Genomic DNA, 16,673 nt, shown 5'->3' on the forward strand with positions numbered 1-16,673 from the left:
CGGGCAGGTAAATGTCAATTCTGTAGCATATGTCACGGGAGCCGCGCGTTATTGGATTACGACGACTAATCAGATAGCTTACCAATGTGAGCAGGCGGATGAAGTGTTATGATAAGCACAACTGACTGACTGGACATGGTGTCCGGTCAAAACTCTTATTAAGGTGATTCCCATGATTATCGCTCACTGGCGGTGCCGGTTTTATCGGCAGTAATATTATCAAATCGCTCAATGATATGGGATATCGTGATATTTTAGTGGTTGATAACCTTAAAGATGGCACCAAGTTTGTCAATCTTGTCGACCTGGATATCGCGGATTACATAGATAAAGAAGAATTTATTGCCAGCATCGTCGCCGGTGACGATCTGGGTGATATCGATGCGGTATTCCATCAGGGCGCCTGTTCCTCCACCACCGAGTGGGACGGCAAATACATGATGGACAACAACTACCAGTATTCGAAAGATCTCCTGCACTACTGTCTCGACCGCAGCATTCCGTTCCTGTATGCCTCTTCCGCCGCCACTTACGGCAGCCAGAACACCAGCTTTATCGAAGACCGCAAATACGAGCAGCCACTGAACGTTTACGGTTACTCCAAGTTCCTGTTTGATCAATACGTGCGCGAGATCCTGCCTGAAGCCGAGTCGCAAATCACCGGTTTCCGTTACTTCAACGTGTACGGGCCGCGCGAAGGCCATAAAGGCAGCATGGCGAGCGTGGCTTTCCATCTGAACAACCAGATCAAGGCGGGCGAGAACCCTAAACTGTTTGCCGGCAGCGAAGATTTCAAACGTGACTTCATCTACGTGGGCGACGTGGCAGCCGTCAATCTGTGGTTCTGGCAGAACGGAAAATCCGGCATCTTCAACTGCGGCACCGGCCGTTCCGAATCCTTCCAGGCCGTGGCCGACGCCGTACTGGCGTTCCACCAGACCGGTTCTGTCGAAACCATTCCTTTCCCTGAAAAACTGAAAGGCCGCTATCAGTCCTTCACTCAGGCAGACATGACGGCGCTTCGCGCGGCGGGCTATGACAAGCCGTTCAAAACCGTGGCTGAAGGCGTGAGCGAGTACATGAGCTGGCTCAATCGTTGAGTTTAAGGGAATAAGTTAGCGAGATGAAAACGCTGGTGATTGGCCCGTCCTGGGTTGGCGACATGATGATGTCGCAGAGTTTGTACCGCACGATCAAGGCCAATAATCCTGCTGCCGAGATAGACGTGATGGCGCCTGCGTGGTGCCGTCCACTTCTCGACAGAATGCCTGAGGTCAATCAGGCGCTTGCCATGCCTTTGGGTCACGGTGCGCTCGAACTGGGTGAACGCCGTCGTCTGGGTGTGGCCTTGCGCAAAGAGGCCTATCAGCAGGCTTTCGTGCTGCCCAACTCCTTCAAGTCGGCGCTGGTGCCGTTCTTCGCGTCCATTCCGAAGCGAACCGGCTGGCGCGGCGAGATGCGCTATGGTCTGCTCAACGACATCCGTACGCTGGACAAAGCCGCGTTTCCTCTTATGGTTCAGCGCTATGCGGCGCTGGGCTATGACGCCTCGCGTATTCACTCTGCCGCCGACCTGCCGCAGCCCATACTCTGGCCGCAGCTTGCCGTCACGCAGACAGAAATAACCACCGTCAGCGCCTCTTTTGCGTTGAGCGATGCCCGTCCCACCATCGGTTTTTGCCCGGGTGCCGAGTTTGGTCCGGCCAAGCGCTGGCCGCATTATCATTACGCGGCACTTGCCGCGATGCTGATTGACGCCGGTTACCAGATTGCCCTGTTCGGCTCCGCCAAGGACCATGCGGCAGGCGAAGACATTCGTCAGGCCCTGACTTCCGAAGCCCGCGCATTCTGCCTGAATATTGCCGGTAAAACTTCGCTGGATCAGGCCGTTGTCCTGATTGCCGCCTGTCAGGCTATCGTGACCAATGATTCGGGTCTGATGCACGTTGCTGCCGCGCTCAACAAGCCGCTGGTGGCGCTGTACGGCCCAAGCAGTCCCGATTTCACTCCTCCCCTCAGTCATCAGGCGCGGGTTATCCGCCTGATCACCGGTTATCACAAAGTCCGTAAGGGCGATGCCGCCGAAGGCTATCATCAAAGCCTGATCGACATTCAGCCTACTCAGGTTCTCAGCGAGCTGGAACAACTCCTGACGGCGAACAAGGAGCCGGTATGCGGGTCTTAATCGTCAAGACATCTTCAATGGGAGATGTTTTACATACTTTGCCTGCGCTCACCGATGCCATGCAGGCGTTGCCGGGCATCACGTTTGACTGGGTCGTCGAAGAAGGCTTCGCGCAGATCCCGACCTGGCACCCGGCCGTGGATCGCGTCATTCCCGTGGCGATTCGCCGCTGGCGCAAAAACTGGTTCGGCTCAGAAACACGCCAGCAACGCTGTGATTTCAAAAGGGTTCTGCAATCAAGAACCTATGACATGATTATCGATGCGCAGGGCCTGATGAAAAGTGCCGCGCTGGTGACCCGAGTGGCAAAGGGCGAAAAGCACGGCATGGACAGCAAGAGTGCCCGTGAACCTTTTGCCTGCTGGTTTTATGACAAGAAGCATTTTATTGATAAAAAACAGCACGCTGTAGAGAGAACCCGCGAGCTGTTCGCCAGGAGTCTGGGCTACGTGAAACCCGCGACACAGGGTGATTACGCCATTGCCTCGCGTTTTCTCGCCGCAGAGACAGAACAGGCCGACCCTTACCTGGTCTTTCTGCACGCCACGACCCGCGCCGATAAACATTGGCCGGAAGCCCACTGGCGCGAGCTGATTGGTCTGATGGCCGACTCATCGCTGCGCATCAAGCTGCCGTGGGGTGCCGATCACGAATACCAGCGCGCCCTTCGCCTCGCCGAAGGCTTCTCTCACGTCGACGTCCTGCCAAAGCTGAGTCTGGAAAAGGTGGCCGGGATTCTGGCCGGTGCGCAGGAAGTGGTGTCCGTCGATACCGGGCTTAGCCATCTGACTGCCGCATTGGATCGCCCCAACATTACTCTTTATGGTCCAACCGATCCCGGCCTTATCGGCGGTTATGGCCAGAACCAGACCACCTGCCGCCCTGAGCAGGGTAACGCGATGGCCGACATCAGCGCGCCGCAGGTCAAAAGTTTGCTGGAAAAGGAGCGTAGGCGTCGTGAGCTCCTTCTTTAAACAACTCTACCGCTATACGCATAAGCGCCCTTATCGCCACAATGAAAACTTGTGGCCTTATATGCGTATTTCGCGGGCGACCAGTGGCGAAATCATCAGCCTGAGCTTTCGCGGAGAAGCGATTCCCATCGTGAGTCTGGCCTCGCTCGCGGGTGCTTTTAGCGGCCCGATTATGCTGACCGCAACCGGTCCCTCTGTGCGGGATATCCAGTTCAAGCATCCGGCACCCTGCCCCTCGATGGGGTTAAACGGCGCCTGGTCGCTGCACGAGTCCGTCGATTTCAAATTTTACGTCATCGTTGACATGGGTTTTCTCGACTGCCGCCCCGAGATGGTCGCCGAAATCGTTTCAGACCCCCATCTTACGCTGTTCACGACGGCACACGGCATTGCGCGAATCGTCGACCGGCTTACGCTCGCGAATATCAAATGCTCGCTGGCGCTGATTGAAGACGCGGCGTTCAAGATTTTTCAGCCCAAGATACCCGCCACCGAACCGGGTCGGCGCTATGCCAATGTGCTTTGCACCTCGTTTGCCGACAACCGTCCCGATATCGGTTTTACCACCGACATCCGCCACGGCATCTTTGATGCAGGCACCGTTGCCTATTGGGCGCTACAGATTGCAGCCTATCTCGGATTCAACGAGCTTTATATCGTCGGGTTGGACATGAATAACTTCAACAAACCAAGATTTTACGAGTCGGAGAGCAACAAACTGCCGAGTTTCCTGGCAGAGAGTCTGGAAGATTTGATTGTTCCGGCGATGGCCCACGCCAGCGCACAGTTGAAGAAGAAACACATTCGGGTGATCAACCTGTCGCCGCAGAGTGCAATCCCCAGCCAGATTTTTGCCAAAGCCGCGTATCACCAGGTATTTCTCTAACGATCGACGGAGAGTCGCCTCCCCGCGCGATGTTAAATCTGTCTCTGCAAGATTGTCTCGATGCGCTGCTGCACTTCTTCGCAGCGAATGATCGACAGCGGCTGTTCACGCACCGCCTTATCCATATTTTCAACGTCGACCGGCACCCACATAATCTGATGCAAATCGGGATCCTGATAAGGTCCGGTGTATTTCGGCACGGCAGTGACAAACAGACTCACCGTCGGCGTTTTGAGTGCCACCGCCAGATGCAGCGGTCCGGTATCGCCCGTGACCAGCACATCCATATTCTTCATGATGCCCAACAGCTGCGACAGGCTGGTTTTGGCGATGTAACTGATAACGCGCTGTTTTTCGCTGTCGGTTAATGCCGCAAGAAACGCCTGCTCGTGCTCTTTCTCTTTTTCCGTGCCGATCAGCGCCACTTCGTATTGCGGCCCTTTCGCCAGCAAGACTTTTGCCAGTTCGACAAAACGCGACACCGGCCAGCAGCGCAGCTTTTCGGACGCCCCCATCTGGAAACCAATCGTAATTTTGCCCGGCTGTTTGGCTATCGCGGGGAAATCGACCGGAATAAACATCTCTTTGTTGGTGTTGTCGCCGCCGAGAAATTTAACCAGATTGAGTTTGCGCTGAATGAGATGGCCTTCAAACGGGGTGCGCGGGTTGGCCAGCCACTGTTCGATACCGCTGGGTCCGTTGCCATAAACATCTTTGACGATGTATTCACAGCCCGCCAGCACGGCACTTATCACGTCGTAAGGCGGCTTCGAGTGCAGGATGATAGCCAGCTCGGGCTTGTTTTTACGCAGCGCCTTAACCACGCCGCTCATGTCGCGTACTTTTTCGTCCCAGTACACCACGTCGTCGAAATAGGCGCTTTTCGCCACCAGCCCCTTATTTTTATGGCTGGAAACCAGCGTAATAAAGGCGTGCGGATAGCGGTTTTTAATCGCCCGAATCGCAGGGGTATTGAACATCAAATCGCCCAGCGCCGTAGTCGAATAGATAACGATGCTGGTAAAAATACGCCTGGATTCAAAGGAGTCGCGAGGTCTTAACTGGCCGGCAAACTGGGTATAGCCTTTTAAAAAGGCGTTTGCTACGGCGGTTTTCCACTTCTTGGCCATCTTATTTCACTTTCCGCTGATAATATTCAGCCAATGTTAATCCCACAGTACGCTCGCTGAGCCAGCTAAACAGTTGGTCCAGATCGCGGTAAAGCACCTCGATATCCTGCTCGTTTTTAAACGTTGGACTGCCGCCCGGCATGAATTCGGAGGAGTGCAGCATAAACTCTACGTAATCATGACCCTGTGCGAGGCTACGCGTAGCAACCTGCTTCATCTTTTCCAGGTTTCCGCCGGAAGGACGCAGCCACAGCGCCGAAGGGGAACGTTTCTTGCCACGCAGCGCGTCATAGCTCTGCTTGAGGCTGTTCATCAACGCCGAATGCTTGAGATGAATACTCATCGGCACTTCGAGCAGGGTCGACTGCCCCGCACGACTGATATTCTCAGGGTCAAGGAAGTAGGCGTCGCTCGGGAAGTGACGATAATCGGTGCCGCCCTGTCCGTCGGGATTGCCCGGTGAATAGGCCCAGTTGACATGCGGCGTGACGGAGCAATCCACCTGATAGCCGTATTCGAGCAGCAGCGAGGCGTAGTATTCGTTAAATGCCCAGCGACCGGCGCGGTGGCTCAACATTTTGGTCTGGAAGGCATCTTCGAGCAACTTGGTCATGTGATCGACCTTGGCCCGAATAACATCTCGCGGATATTCAATCAGATAGGGCTTGTGACGCCAGTCATCGGCGGTCAGCGGCGTATGGGGCGGACTGTACCAGGCATGGAGATGCATGCCGACTTCACCCGCGCCGCGGCGGATAACGTCAGTGGCAAACTCGACGTAGCGCGCATCCATCGCCATTTCATAGTTGGTAAGATAGACCGGCTTGAAGCCATACTTTTCACACAGCGCCTGGAATCGGGGCAGATAATGAGTATTTTCGGTAGAAATACTGTCGTGCTTCTGCCAAAGATTATCGCCTTCGGTGTCGATTGTGATAATAAACGCGGGTTTAGTCATAAATTGCTCGATAAAAACACAAAAAAGTTTTCTGCGTGTCAGGCCGGCAGATTGTACGCGCCTAATCAGAAAAAACTTGATATCGCTGCTCATTCGACAACGTTAAATAAAATTTGTTGTCTATTCTTTGATATTTTTCAAGCTATAGCAAGAACGGTCTGGAACAGTAGCCACATTCTTCAGGCTCCATTAGAATCGGTAACCTAAATCTTTGAATAGCGACTTAAGATGACTCAGGTTTCAGCACAAACAATGCCTACTCCGCCGCGGCGTATCCTTATTATCAAGCTACGTCATCACGGCGATATGCTGCTGACCACTCCGGTTATCAATACGCTGCACCAGCACTTTCCCGACGCCGAAATCGATATGCTGATGTATCTCGAAACGCGCGACATGCTGGCCAGCCATCCCGCGCTGTCGCAGCTGTTTACCATTGATCGCCAATGGAAAAAACAGGGCGTGCGGGCGCATATCGGCCACGAAATCAGGCTTGCCCGTCAACTGATGCGGCGCGATTACGACCTGGTCGTCAATCTTGCAGACCAGTGGCGCAGCGCAATTGTGACGCGACTGACCGGCGCGCGAGTACGCCTCGGATTCGATTTCGCCAAGCGACGCGGCAAGTTATGGACCGCATGCCATACCCAGCTTGTGAGCACCCAGGGTCACGGCCAGTTGCACACCGTCGAGCAAAATCTCGCCATTCTCGCGCCACTCAATCTTGCGCCGCCTGCGAGCCAGGCGACCATGAGCTATTCAGCCCAGGACGAGCTTGCCGTAAGCGCACTGCTGCACGCCCATCATGTAAAACTGCCCTTTATTGTCGTGCAGCCGACCTCGCGCTGGTTTTTCAAATGCTGGACCGAAGAGAAGATGGCCGAGACATTCCGCGCGTTGTCGGCCCGCGGTTTCCCTATTCTGGTCACCGCCGGACCCGACAAACGCGAGCTGGAGATGGTCGATAAAATCCTCGCACTTTGTCCCGACGCCCATACGGTGTCTTTGGCCGGAAAACTGACGCTGCGTCAGCTAGCCGCGCTTATCGACAAGGCGGCGCTGTTTATCGGGGTGGATTCGGTCCCGATGCATATGGCCGCAGCGCTGCAAACGCCGCTTATTGCGTTGTTTGGCCCTTCCAAGCTGACCTTCTGGAAACCCTGGCAGGCCAAGGGCGAGGTTATCTGGGCCGGCGATTTCGGCCCGCTTCCTGACCCCGACGACATCGACACTCACACTTCAGAACGCTACCTTGATGCCATTCCCGCTCAGGCAGTCATTGATGCGGCAGACAGGTTACTTCCATGAAACATTTTCGACTGGCGCTGGTGCGTCAAAAATATCGCCCCGACGGCGGCGCAGAACGTTTTGTCTCCCGCGCGCTGGAAGCGCTGGAGAATCAGGATCTCGAGCTGAACGTTATCACCCGCCAATGGCAGGGCGACGTGAAACCGGGCTGGAAAGTGCATATCTGCGACCCGTGGAAACTGGGCCGTATCAGCCGCGAACCGCGGATTCGCCAACGCGGCGCGCAGTCTGTGGCAGAAAGAAGATTTCGATTTGGTGCAGAGCCACGAGCGCATTCCCGGCTGTGACCTGTATCGTGCCGGAGACGGCGTGCACCGCCGCTGGCTTGAGCAGCGCGCACGCGTATTGCCGGGCTGGAAAGGCAGGCAGCTTTTTGCCGACCGCTATCACCGTTACGTCATGCAGGCCGAACAGCAGATGTATGCCGCGCCCGAACTCAAAGCGGTTATCTGCAACGCCGACATGGTGAAGCAGGAGATTATTCAAGAGTTTGGCGTACCGGCCGACAAGATCCGCGTCATCTACAATGCCATCGACAGCCAGCGCTTTCTCCCTCCGACCGAGGCCGGGCGAGAGGCCTTGCGCAGGCAATATCAGCTCCCCGTAGAGGCCACCTGCCTGATTTATGTCGGTTCAGGGTTTGAGCGCAAGGGGCTGGAGGCGGCAATAAAAGCGATTGCGCCGACGGATCGCCATCTTCTGGTGGTCGGCAAAGATAAAGACGAAAAACGCTATCAGGCGCTGTGTGCGACGTTGGGTTGCAGCCATCGCGTGCATTTTTTCGGCATGCAAACCTCGACGCTGCCGTTTTATCAGATGGCCGATGCCCTGCTGTTGCCCACACTCTATGACCCGTTCCCGAACGTGATCCTCGAGGCGATGGCCTGCGGTTTGCCGGTTATCACGACGCCAACCTGCGGCGGCTCCGAATTTATCCGGGCTGGCAGCAATGGTTACGTCTGCGATGCGCTGGACATCGATGCGCTGCAAAGCGCGGTCATGGCGCTGCCGAAGCAGGCTCTGGGTTCACGTGAAGGCGAAAAGGCGCGGGACACCATTCTCGACTGCACGCCGCAGCGGCTCTCGACGCAACTTATCTCACTCTATCAGGAGCTGCTGAGCTGACATGCGTACTCTCTTTATTATCGACGGTCTGCCCGGCGGCGGTGCCGAAAAAGTGGTGCTGACACTGGCCGAAGGCTTGCTGCGTCAGGGTCATCAGGTGTCGCTGTTCTCGTTGCGCGAGGTTTGCGAATACACGCTGCCACAGGGGCTGGATTACGTCGTCATCAAAGACGAAAACCGCAAACCGTGGCGCAAGCTGACCGAACTGTCACGCCGCGCGGCACAGCTCGACATGGCGCTGCGCGACGCCGGCCCCTTCGATCTGGTGTTGTCGAACCTGCATAAAACCGACCGCATCGTGGCTAAAAGCCGCGTGCTAGATTTCTCCAAAGTCTGGTTCTGCCTGCACGGCATGTTTTCGACCTCGTATCTCGGCCATCGAACCGGTTTTGACCGCTGGCTAAAACAGCGCAAAATCCGCGGGGTGTATCAGCATCGCAATATTGTGGCGGTATCGCGCGCGGTGGGTGACGACATTACTCGGCAGTTCAATCTTACGCCCGCAAGGCTCGAGATTATTTATAACCCGTTTGATATCGACGCCATTCGCAAGGCGGCGGACCAGCCCATCGACACGCCCGCTGCGCCTTATCTGATTCATGTCGGACGTTTTCATGAAACCAAACGCCATGACCGGCTCATCGAAGCCTATGCCCGGAGTGGCGTGACGGCACCGCTGGTGTTGCTGGGGCAGGGAAAGGCCGAGATAACCGAAAAGCTGCATGCGCTGGCTGCGCGCCTGGGCGTTGCCGATCGCGTTATCTTCAAGGGTTTTCAATCGAATCCCTATCCCTTTGTTCGCCATGCCGCCGTGCTGATTTTAAGCTCCGACAGCGAAGGATTCGGCAATGTGCTGGTCGAAGCGCTGCTGCTTGATACGCCCGTGGTGAGCACTCGCTGTCCGGGAGGGCCGGCCGAAATCCTGACCGGTGAATGGGCGCGCGGGCTTTCCGATCTCAACGCCCCGGCGCTGGCGGCGACGATAAAAACGATTTACGACAATCCTCCCGCGATTGACCCAGACACGCTGACGCACTTCAGCCTGCAGACGATTTGCGGGCGCTATGCGGCGCTGGCAATAAAATAACTTATGGCATTGGCGGCGGTTAAAATTTAGAATTCCGCCTTTACCCCTAGATTTTACGGATATTATGTTACAAGCGCTGTATACCGTTCTTCTTTACCTCATCCAGCCGCTGATCTGGATCCGCCTGTGGATGCGTGGTCGGAAAGCACCGCTCTATCGTAAAAGATGGGCAGAGCGCTATGGATTCTGTAAAGGTAAGGTCGTGCCGGACGGCATTATGCTGCACTCCGTGTCTGTGGGTGAAACGCTGGCGGCGGTGCCTTTGGTCAGAGCCTTGCGTCATCGCTACCCTTCTCTGCCAATCACGGTAACGACCATGACCCCGACCGGGTCAGAGCGCGCGGTGTCTGCCTTTGGCAAAGACGTCAGCCACGTCTATCTTCCCTACGATTTGCCGGGTTCCATTGAACGTTTCCTCGATCAGGTTCGCCCAAAGCTTGTGATAATCATGGAAACCGAGCTGTGGCCAAACCTGATTTCGGCCCTGCATCAGCGCGAAATTCCGCTAGTGATTGCCAATGCGCGCCTGTCTGCCCGTTCGGCGAAAGGCTATGGCAAACTCGGCAAGTTTATTCAGGGTCTGATGAAGAAAATCACCCTGATCGCGGCGCAGAACGCCGAAGACGGCGAGCGTTTTATCTCGCTCGGCCTGAAGCGTTCCCATCTTGCCGTTACCGGCAGCCTGAAATTCGATATTTCCGTCACGCCCGAACTCGCTGCGCGGGCGCTGACCTTGCGCAGCCAATGGGCTTCGCGTCGTCAGGTGTGGATTGCCACCAGCACTCACGACGGCGAAGAAGCCGTGCTGCTTGAAGCCCATCGTGAACTGCTCAAAATCTTCCCGAATTTGCTGCTGATTCTGGTACCGCGTCATCCCGAGCGCTTCCCGGTAGCCTGCGACCTGACCCAAAAAGCGGGCCTGAGCTATATTCAGCGCAGCACCGGTCAGGTGCCTTCCGCCCAGACGCAGGTTGTCATTGGCGACACCATGGGTGAGCTGATGCTGCTGTACGGAATTGCCGATATCGCCTTTGTAGGCGGCAGTCTGGTCGAGCGAGGCGGTCATAATCCGCTGGAAGCCGCTGCGCATGCCATTCCTGTGCTGATGGGCCCGCATACCTTCAACTTCAAGGATATCTGCGCCAAGCTGGCCAAGGCCGACGGCCTGATCACGGTTTCCGACAGCGCCTCGCTGGTGAAAGAGATTTCCACCCTGCTGACCGATGAAGACTATCGTTTATATTACGGTCGTCATGCGGTTGATGTGCTGCGTCAAAATCAGGGCGCGCTGCATCGCCTTCTCGAGCTGATGGAGCCTTATCTTCCTCCACGGAGTCACTAATCGATGTCTGCCAAAAAACGTCTTTCCGTGGTGCTGATTGCCAAAAACGAAGCATCACTGCTGGAAGAGTGTCTCGTCTCGGTCAGTTGGGCGGATGAAATCATCCTGCTGGACTCGGGCAGCAGCGACGGCACGCGGGCGCTGGCGCAAAAACTCGGGGCGAAAGTCTTTGAAAACGCCGACTGGCAGGGATTTGGCCAACAGCGGCAACGCGCGCAAAGCCATGCCAGCGGCGACTACATTTTGATGATCGATGCCGACGAGCGCGTCACGCCGGCACTGCGTCAGTCCATCGAACAGTGTCTGCGCCAGCCAGAAGACAATGCGGTTTACCGTATCGGCCGTCGCAATCTGTTTCTGGGCCGCTTCATGCGCCACAGCGGCTGGTATCCCGACCGCGTCAACCGTCTCTATCAGGCTGATAAATATCAATATAACGATGATTGGGTGCATGAATCGCTCAACACGAACGGCGCCCGCATTATCGACCTGAAAGGCGACCTGCTGCATCTCACCTGCCGCGATTTTTTCGCCTTCCAGCGCAAGCAGACAAACTATGCCCAGGCCTGGGCGAAACAGCGCCACCAGCAGGGTAAACGCTGTAGCTTCTTCTCTATCATCAGCCATACGCTGGGGGCATTTTTCAAAACCTGGATCCTGCGCGCCGGTTTCCTTGACGGAAAACAGGGGTTGATTCTTGCCGGTGTGAACGCACAGTATACTTTCAACAAGTATGCCGCCCTTTGGGCATTCAGCCATCAACTGCAAAAGAGCGAGCCACTATGAGCACCAAGGCAATCTATCCAGGCACCTTTGATCCGCTGACGAATGGGCATCTTGATCTCGTGACTCGCGCTTCACTGATGTTCGAGAAGGTGATTCTGGCGATAGCGGCCAGTCCGCACAAGAAAACGCTGTTTTCGCTGGATGAACGCGTGGCTCTGGCGACGCAGGCAACCTCGCATCTCGCCAACGTCGACGTGATCGGCTTTAGCTCGCTGATGGCGAACTTTGCCAAAGAGCATCAGGCCAACGTGCTGGTGCGCGGCCTGCGTGCGGTGTCTGATTTCGAATACGAGACGCAGCTCGCCAGCATGAATCGGCACCTGATGCCGACGCTGGAAAGCGTATTTCTGATGCCGTCGAAGGAGTGGTCGTTTATTTCTTCTTCACTGGTAAAAGAGGTGGCGCGACACGGGGAGATATCACGCCTTTCCTGCCCGAGCACATCACCCACGCGCTGCTCGAACGGATTGCCGCCGAGTAACTAGTGCTGGCAGCGGCGACAGAAGAACGTGCTGCGCTGCGCGTGCTTGCTGACTTCAATCAGCGTGCCGCATGCACGGCAAGGTTCACCGGCGCGACCATAAACCTGAAGCTGCTGGGCAAAATAGCCCGGTTTGCCGTCAGACTGCAAAAAGTCGCGCAGTGTTGTGCCGCCCTGCTCGATGGAGCGCAGCAACACGGCCTTAATCGTCGAAACCAGTAACGCGTACTCTTCGTGCGTCAGGGAATTCGCCGGGCGATCGGGCGAAATCCCCGCCACAAACAGCGATTCGCTGGCGTATATGTTCCCGACGCCAACCACCAGTTTGTTATCCATGAGCCACGGCTTGATCGGCGATTTTTTCTTGAGCGATTTTTCGCGCAGGTAATCGGCGTTAAAAGCTTCGCTGAGCGGCTCGGGGCCAAGATGCGAGAGCACGCTGCTGCCTTCCAGACTCTGCGTCCATAGCCAGGCACCAAAACGGCGCGGGTCGGTATAACGCAGGACGTGACCGGTATCCATCACCAAATCCACATGGTCATGTTTGGCAGGCTCACTCTCCTGCGCCAGCACGCGCAGGCTGCCGGACATGCCGAGGTGAATGATTATCCAGCCCGTTTTCAGTTCGACCAGCAGATATTTGGCGCGGCGCTGCACGCTTATCACGACCTGATCGCTAAGTTCCATGATTTCCTGCGAGACCGGCCAGCGAAGGCGGGCATTGCGCACCACGGCATGCAAAATAGTGTGGCCCACCAAATAGGGTTCAATCCCACGGCGGCTGGTTTCAACCTCGGGTAGTTCCGGCATTGTGCTAATTCCTCTATCCAAAATAATGGGCGACACAGCAAGGCGGTGAATGAACGCCCTCCCGATAGCTGACACAAGTCAGTGGCCGGGGTGAGTGAGTGTAGTCAACACAGCAGTGGCTTCAAGTGCGAGGGAGGCAACAGGCATAAAAAAACCCGGCCGAGGCCGGGTTTTTATTAATCCACTAAAATTATTTAATTTTAGCTTCTTTGTAGATCACGTGCTGGCGGACAACTGGATCGAATTTCTTCAGTTCCAATTTTTCCGGCTTAGTACGCTTGTTCTTCGTGGTGGTATAGAAGTGACCAGTACCAGCAGAAGAAACCAGCTTGATCTTCTCGCGAACACCTTTAGCCATGTTTCAGTTCCTTTCCTTAATACTTCTCACCACGGGCACGAATTTCGGCCAGAACCGTTTCGATACCCTTCTTATCAATCACACGCATACCTTTAGCAGATACACGCAGAGTTACAAAGCGCTTCTCACCTTCAACCCAAAAACGATGGGAATGCAGGTTTGGCAGAAAACGGCGTTTGGTCGCGTTCATTGCGTGGGAACGGTTGTTACCGCTCACCGGGCGCTTGCCAGTAACTTGGCAGACTCGGGACATGTGTCTATTCTCCAAAAATCAAATCAGCTCGAGCTTCGTATAGGGTATGGCCGCCTCGTCAGGCTTTGAGAGCCCATCTCAGCAAACTCCACTGAGAACCGACTCACTGTCGTCGGGTAAAAACCGTATATCATCAGGCCGAAACCTGCTGAGATAGGCTCTTAACGCCAAACCCAAGATTCTCAAAGGTGGCGTAGTATACGCTCTAGAGCGTAAGTGCTCAAGTCCCGAACAGCTAAAGATCCCAAAGGATCTCCAAAAATAGGCTAAATCCAACCGCGCTCGGCAAAAGAAACCGTTTCTCCGCCCCCTACCACCAGGTGGTCGAGTACGCGAATATCCAGCAGTTGGCACGCTTTTATTATCTGTTCGGTTACCCTTCTGTCCGCAAAACTGGGTTCAGCTTTGCCGGACGGGTGATTATGCGCCAGAATCAGCGCCGTCGCATTAACCTTCATCGCTTCGCGCACAATTTCACGCGGATGAATTTCGACGCTGCTAATGGTACCAGCAAACATCTCCTCATGGCGAATAACACGGTGTTGATTGTCGAGAAAAAGTACCAAAAAGACCTCTCTTTCACGATCGGAGAGCAAATTTTGTAAATATTGACGGGTAATCGAGGGGTTGAGCAGGACATTTTCACGCGCCAACTGACCCGCGTAACGTCGCTGCGTCAGTTCGGTTACCGCCGATAACTTGGCAAACTTGGCCGCGCCCATGCCGTGAAAGCTGACAATGGCGGCGTAATCCGCGCCTAAAATCTCGTATATCGAGCCAAAATGCGCCACCAGACTCTCGGCGAGCGCCATAACATTCATGCCGCGCACACCCGTGTGCAGAAAAATGGCCAGCAGTTCGCAGTCCGACAGGCTGGCCGCCCCCAGCTCGATAAGTTTCTCGCGTGGCCCTGCGCCGTGCTGCCAGACCCGATTATGATTTTTCACCGTTGTGCCTTTTTATCGAAAATTATCTCGTCGGCAAAAATTGTCGCACAGCCCGTCCGGCGGCGGTTTCACTACGCTTTGATTCTCCAGCACAGCTCGCAGGATGCAGAGCCTTCATCGCTAATAACGAAACCGTATAGCTGTCATGAATAATCATTATGCTAAAATATCGCCTCTCAAGACTCTCAATCGGACAATCATGATGACGGGAATTTCCGGCAAACATATTGTGCTCGGCGTCAGCGGCGGTATCGCAGCTTACAAGGCACCCGAGCTGGTAAGGCGTTTACGCGATCGCGGCGCTGAAGTGCGCGTTGTCATGACTGACGCGGCAAAGGCTTTTATCACGCCGCTCAGCCTTCAGGCCGTATCGGGTTATCCCGTCTCCGACTCGCTGCTGGATCCCGCCGCCGAAGCGGCCATGGGTCACATCGAGCTCGGCAAATGGGCCGATCTGGTGATTGTCGCCCCCGCGACCGCCGATGTTCTGGCCCGCATCAACGCGGGCATGGCCAACGACCTGCTGACCACGATTTGTCTGGCAACCGCCGCGCCTGTTGCCGTTGTTCCTGCCATGAATCAGCAGATGTATCGCGCCGCCGTCACGCAGGAAAACCTGCAGCAGCTGGCGGCGCGCGGCACATTATTGTGGGGACCCGACGAGGGCAGTCAGGCCTGCGGCGACGTCGGTCCGGGGCGCATGCTCGACCCGCTGGTCATTGTCGACATGGCGGTTGAACACTTTTCACCCCGTCAGGACTTGCAGCATCTGAATATCATGGTGACCGCCGGCCCTACGCGTGAAGCGCTGGATCCCGTGCGTTATATCTCCAATCACAGCTCCGGAAAGATGGGCTTTGCCATTGCCGAAGCGGCCGCCAAACGCGGCGCACGGGTAACGCTTGTCAGCGGCCCGGTTGCCTTGTCCACGCCGGTCAGGGTTTCAAGAGTAGATGTCACCACGGCGCTTGAAATGCAGACAGCAGTTGGCGCCAGCATTGCCGAACAGCATATTTTCATCTCCTGTGCCGCCGTTGCCGACTATCGCGCCGTCGCGGTCGCCGAAGAAAAATAAAAAAACAGGGCGATGAAATCACCCTCAAAATGGTGAAAAACCCTGACATTGTGGCCGGTGTCGGTGCCATGAAAGCACATCGTCCCTATGTCGTAGGGTTTGCCGCTGAAACACAGAATGTGGAAGAATACGCGCAACAAAAACGGATCAGGAAGAATCTGGACCTGATTTGCGCCAACGATGTATCCCTTGCCGGGCATGGTTTTAATAGCGATACCAATGCCTTGCATCTTTTTTGGCAAGATGGAGATCTGCGTTTACCGCTCACCGATAAACAGCAGCTTGCCCAAGCTTTACTCAATGAGATAGTCAGCCGTTATGATGAAAAAAATAGACATTAAGATCCTCGATCCACGCATTGGCAAAGATTTTCCGTTGCCAGCCTACGCCACCCCAGGTTCCGCAGGCCTTGATTTGCGTGCCGTGCTGGACGCCGCGGTCGCGTTGCATCCGGGTGAAACCACGCTGCTGCCAACCGGTCTGGCTATCCACATTGGCGATGCCAATCTGGCCGCAGTCATTCTTCCGCGTTCAGGTCTGGGTCACAAACACGGCGTGGTACTCGGCAATCTGGTGGGTTTGATCGACTCCGATTATCAAGGCCAGTTGATGGTATCCGTATGGAACCGTGGACAAACCACCTTCACAATCGAACCTGGTGAACGCATCGCCCAGATGGTTTTCGTGCCCGTAGTCCAGGCGGAATTTAATCTGGTTGAAGACTTTACCAGCAGCGAACCGCGGCGAAGGTGGCTTCGGTCACTCAGGACGCCAGTAAGAATCTGTTCAACATCGCGGTGCAGGGCCGCAGGATATTGAACAGATCCTTATTTATATCAAACCGATACAATAAAAATTAATGAATGCCCACTGCGCGTGACCTCACGGGCTTTGCCCATGGTCGTGGAAATTTTGTGTCGACACGAAGTCTGCGTCGCCACTCGACATGCAGGGGCAAAAAAGCCGCA

At 55.4% G+C, this 16,673-nt stretch carries 13 protein-coding genes and 5 pseudogenes; 12 read left to right on the forward strand and 6 right to left on the reverse strand.

Translation table 11 applies throughout. The annotated features are described in order from the left end of the window. Nucleotides 1-182: 182 nt before the first annotated feature. The 4 genes and pseudogenes from rfaD to O1V66_RS16800 all read left to right on the forward strand — a co-directional run. Nucleotides 183-1,100: pseudogene (rfaD, locus tag O1V66_RS16785) on the forward strand (ADP-glyceromanno-heptose 6-epimerase); the annotation flags it as partial. 23 nt (nucleotides 1,101-1,123) lie between these two features. Further along, nucleotides 1,124-2,185 carry an ADP-heptose--LPS heptosyltransferase RfaF gene (gene rfaF / locus O1V66_RS16790; RefSeq protein WP_045049650.1) on the forward strand — a complete coding sequence of 354 codons (1,062 nt, stop codon included), beginning with the start codon at nucleotides 1,124-1,126 and terminating at the stop codon, nucleotides 2,183-2,185. Next, a complete protein-coding gene (rfaC, locus tag O1V66_RS16795) occupies nucleotides 2,173-3,159 on the forward strand; it encodes a lipopolysaccharide heptosyltransferase RfaC (protein ID WP_045049651.1) in 987 nt (328 codons plus the stop codon). The genes rfaF and rfaC overlap by 13 nt, the downstream gene beginning before the upstream one ends. After that, nucleotides 3,143-4,045, forward strand: coding sequence for a sugar glycosyltransferase (locus tag O1V66_RS16800; RefSeq protein ID WP_269127908.1), 903 nt, complete (start codon nucleotides 3,143-3,145; stop codon nucleotides 4,043-4,045). The genes rfaC and O1V66_RS16800 overlap by 17 nt, the downstream gene beginning before the upstream one ends. A gap of 32 nt (nucleotides 4,046-4,077) precedes the next feature. Here the strand turns inward: O1V66_RS16800 and O1V66_RS16805 are convergent, their stop codons facing one another. Together O1V66_RS16805 and O1V66_RS16810 are read right to left on the reverse strand one after the other, a co-directional pair. Next, entirely contained in the window at nucleotides 4,078-5,175 is a 1,098-nt protein-coding gene (locus O1V66_RS16805) for a glycosyltransferase family 9 protein (RefSeq protein ID WP_045049653.1), read from the reverse strand. A gap of 1 nt (nucleotide 5,176) precedes the next feature. Next, nucleotides 5,177-6,133, reverse strand: a complete 957-nt coding sequence (locus tag O1V66_RS16810; RefSeq protein ID WP_045049713.1) for a polysaccharide deacetylase family protein — start codon at nucleotides 6,131-6,133, stop codon at nucleotides 5,177-5,179. A gap of 228 nt (nucleotides 6,134-6,361) precedes the next feature. On the opposite strand from O1V66_RS16810, the gene rfaQ reads away from it, so the two are divergent. The 6 genes and pseudogenes from rfaQ (at nucleotide 6,362) to coaD (ending at nucleotide 12,262) form a co-directional block, all read left to right on the forward strand. Beyond that, a complete protein-coding gene (gene rfaQ / locus O1V66_RS16815; RefSeq protein ID WP_045049654.1) occupies nucleotides 6,362-7,441 on the forward strand; it encodes a putative lipopolysaccharide heptosyltransferase III in 1,080 nt (359 codons plus the stop codon). Then, nucleotides 7,438-8,566, forward strand: a pseudogene (locus O1V66_RS16820) (glycosyltransferase family 4 protein). Before rfaQ ends, O1V66_RS16820 begins: the two are co-directional and overlap by 4 nt. A 1-nt stretch (nucleotide 8,567) precedes the next feature. Then, nucleotides 8,568-9,653 carry a glycosyltransferase gene (locus tag O1V66_RS16825; RefSeq protein WP_045049656.1) on the forward strand — a complete coding sequence of 362 codons (1,086 nt, stop codon included), beginning with the start codon at nucleotides 8,568-8,570 and terminating at the stop codon, nucleotides 9,651-9,653. 64 nt (nucleotides 9,654-9,717) lie between these two features. Continuing rightward, entirely contained in the window at nucleotides 9,718-10,995 is a 1,278-nt protein-coding gene (gene waaA, locus O1V66_RS16830) for a lipid IV(A) 3-deoxy-D-manno-octulosonic acid transferase (protein ID WP_045049657.1), read from the forward strand. A gap of 3 nt (nucleotides 10,996-10,998) precedes the next feature. Then, a complete protein-coding gene (locus O1V66_RS16835) occupies nucleotides 10,999-11,781 on the forward strand; it encodes a glycosyltransferase family 2 protein (RefSeq protein WP_045049658.1) in 783 nt (260 codons plus the stop codon). Then, nucleotides 11,778-12,262 (forward strand): annotated as a pseudogene (gene coaD, locus O1V66_RS16840) (pantetheine-phosphate adenylyltransferase). Before O1V66_RS16835 ends, coaD begins: the two are co-directional and overlap by 4 nt. On the opposite strand, the gene mutM reads toward coaD, so the two are convergent. The 4 genes from mutM to radC form a co-directional block, all read right to left on the reverse strand. After that, nucleotides 12,263-13,072: a bifunctional DNA-formamidopyrimidine glycosylase/DNA-(apurinic or apyrimidinic site) lyase gene (gene mutM, locus O1V66_RS16845; RefSeq protein ID WP_045049660.1), complete on the reverse strand. Its 810-nt coding sequence runs from the start codon at nucleotides 13,070-13,072 to the stop codon at nucleotides 12,263-12,265. A gap of 190 nt (nucleotides 13,073-13,262) precedes the next feature. After that, nucleotides 13,263-13,430 (reverse strand): 50S ribosomal protein L33, encoded by a 168-nt coding sequence (rpmG, locus tag O1V66_RS16850; protein WP_004392084.1) that lies wholly within the window; start codon nucleotides 13,428-13,430, stop codon nucleotides 13,263-13,265. Between the two features lie 16 nt (nucleotides 13,431-13,446). Continuing rightward, complete coding sequence (gene rpmB, locus O1V66_RS16855) at nucleotides 13,447-13,683, reverse strand: 50S ribosomal protein L28 (RefSeq protein WP_005164747.1); 237 nt, start codon at nucleotides 13,681-13,683, stop codon at nucleotides 13,447-13,449. A gap of 266 nt (nucleotides 13,684-13,949) precedes the next feature. After that, complete coding sequence (gene radC / locus O1V66_RS16860) at nucleotides 13,950-14,630, reverse strand: RadC family protein (RefSeq protein ID WP_045049662.1); 681 nt, start codon at nucleotides 14,628-14,630, stop codon at nucleotides 13,950-13,952. A gap of 202 nt (nucleotides 14,631-14,832) precedes the next feature. On the opposite strand from radC, the pseudogene coaBC reads away from it, so the two are divergent. Further along, nucleotides 14,833-16,046 (forward strand): annotated as a pseudogene (gene coaBC, locus O1V66_RS16865) (bifunctional phosphopantothenoylcysteine decarboxylase/phosphopantothenate--cysteine ligase CoaBC). Continuing rightward, nucleotides 16,024-16,483: pseudogene (gene dut / locus O1V66_RS16870) on the forward strand (dUTP diphosphatase). The pseudogenes coaBC and dut overlap by 23 nt, the downstream one beginning before the upstream one ends. Nucleotides 16,484-16,673 lie beyond the last annotated feature (190 nt).

This window comes from Rouxiella chamberiensis (assembly GCF_026967475.1).
In the GTDB taxonomy this organism is placed as follows: Bacteria; Pseudomonadota; Gammaproteobacteria; order Enterobacterales; family Enterobacteriaceae; genus Rouxiella; species Rouxiella chamberiensis.

Excerpts from the sequence above, each read along its gene's own strand:
- rfaF (WP_045049650.1), top strand. The coding sequence starts at position 1,124 with ATGAAAACGCTGGTGATTGGCCCGTCCTGGGTTGGCGACATGATGATG.
- rfaC (WP_045049651.1), top strand. The coding sequence starts at position 2,173 with ATGCGGGTCTTAATCGTCAAGACATCTTCAATGGGAGATGTTTTACAT.
- O1V66_RS16805 (WP_045049653.1), bottom strand. The coding sequence starts at position 5,175 with ATGGCCAAGAAGTGGAAAACCGCCGTAGCAAACGCCTTTTTAAAAGGC.
- O1V66_RS16810 (WP_045049713.1), bottom strand. The coding sequence starts at position 6,133 with ATGACTAAACCCGCGTTTATTATCACAATCGACACCGAAGGCGATAAT.
- rfaQ (WP_045049654.1), top strand. The coding sequence starts at position 6,362 with ATGACTCAGGTTTCAGCACAAACAATGCCTACTCCGCCGCGGCGTATC.
- O1V66_RS16825 (WP_045049656.1), top strand. The coding sequence starts at position 8,568 with ATGCGTACTCTCTTTATTATCGACGGTCTGCCCGGCGGCGGTGCCGAA.
- waaA (WP_045049657.1), top strand. The coding sequence starts at position 9,718 with ATGTTACAAGCGCTGTATACCGTTCTTCTTTACCTCATCCAGCCGCTG.
- O1V66_RS16835 (WP_045049658.1), top strand. The coding sequence starts at position 10,999 with ATGTCTGCCAAAAAACGTCTTTCCGTGGTGCTGATTGCCAAAAACGAA.
- mutM (WP_045049660.1), bottom strand. The coding sequence starts at position 13,072 with ATGCCGGAACTACCCGAGGTTGAAACCAGCCGCCGTGGGATTGAACCC.
- rpmG (WP_004392084.1), bottom strand. The coding sequence starts at position 13,430 with ATGGCTAAAGGTGTTCGCGAGAAGATCAAGCTGGTTTCTTCTGCTGGT.
- rpmB (WP_005164747.1), bottom strand. The coding sequence starts at position 13,683 with ATGTCCCGAGTCTGCCAAGTTACTGGCAAGCGCCCGGTGAGCGGTAAC.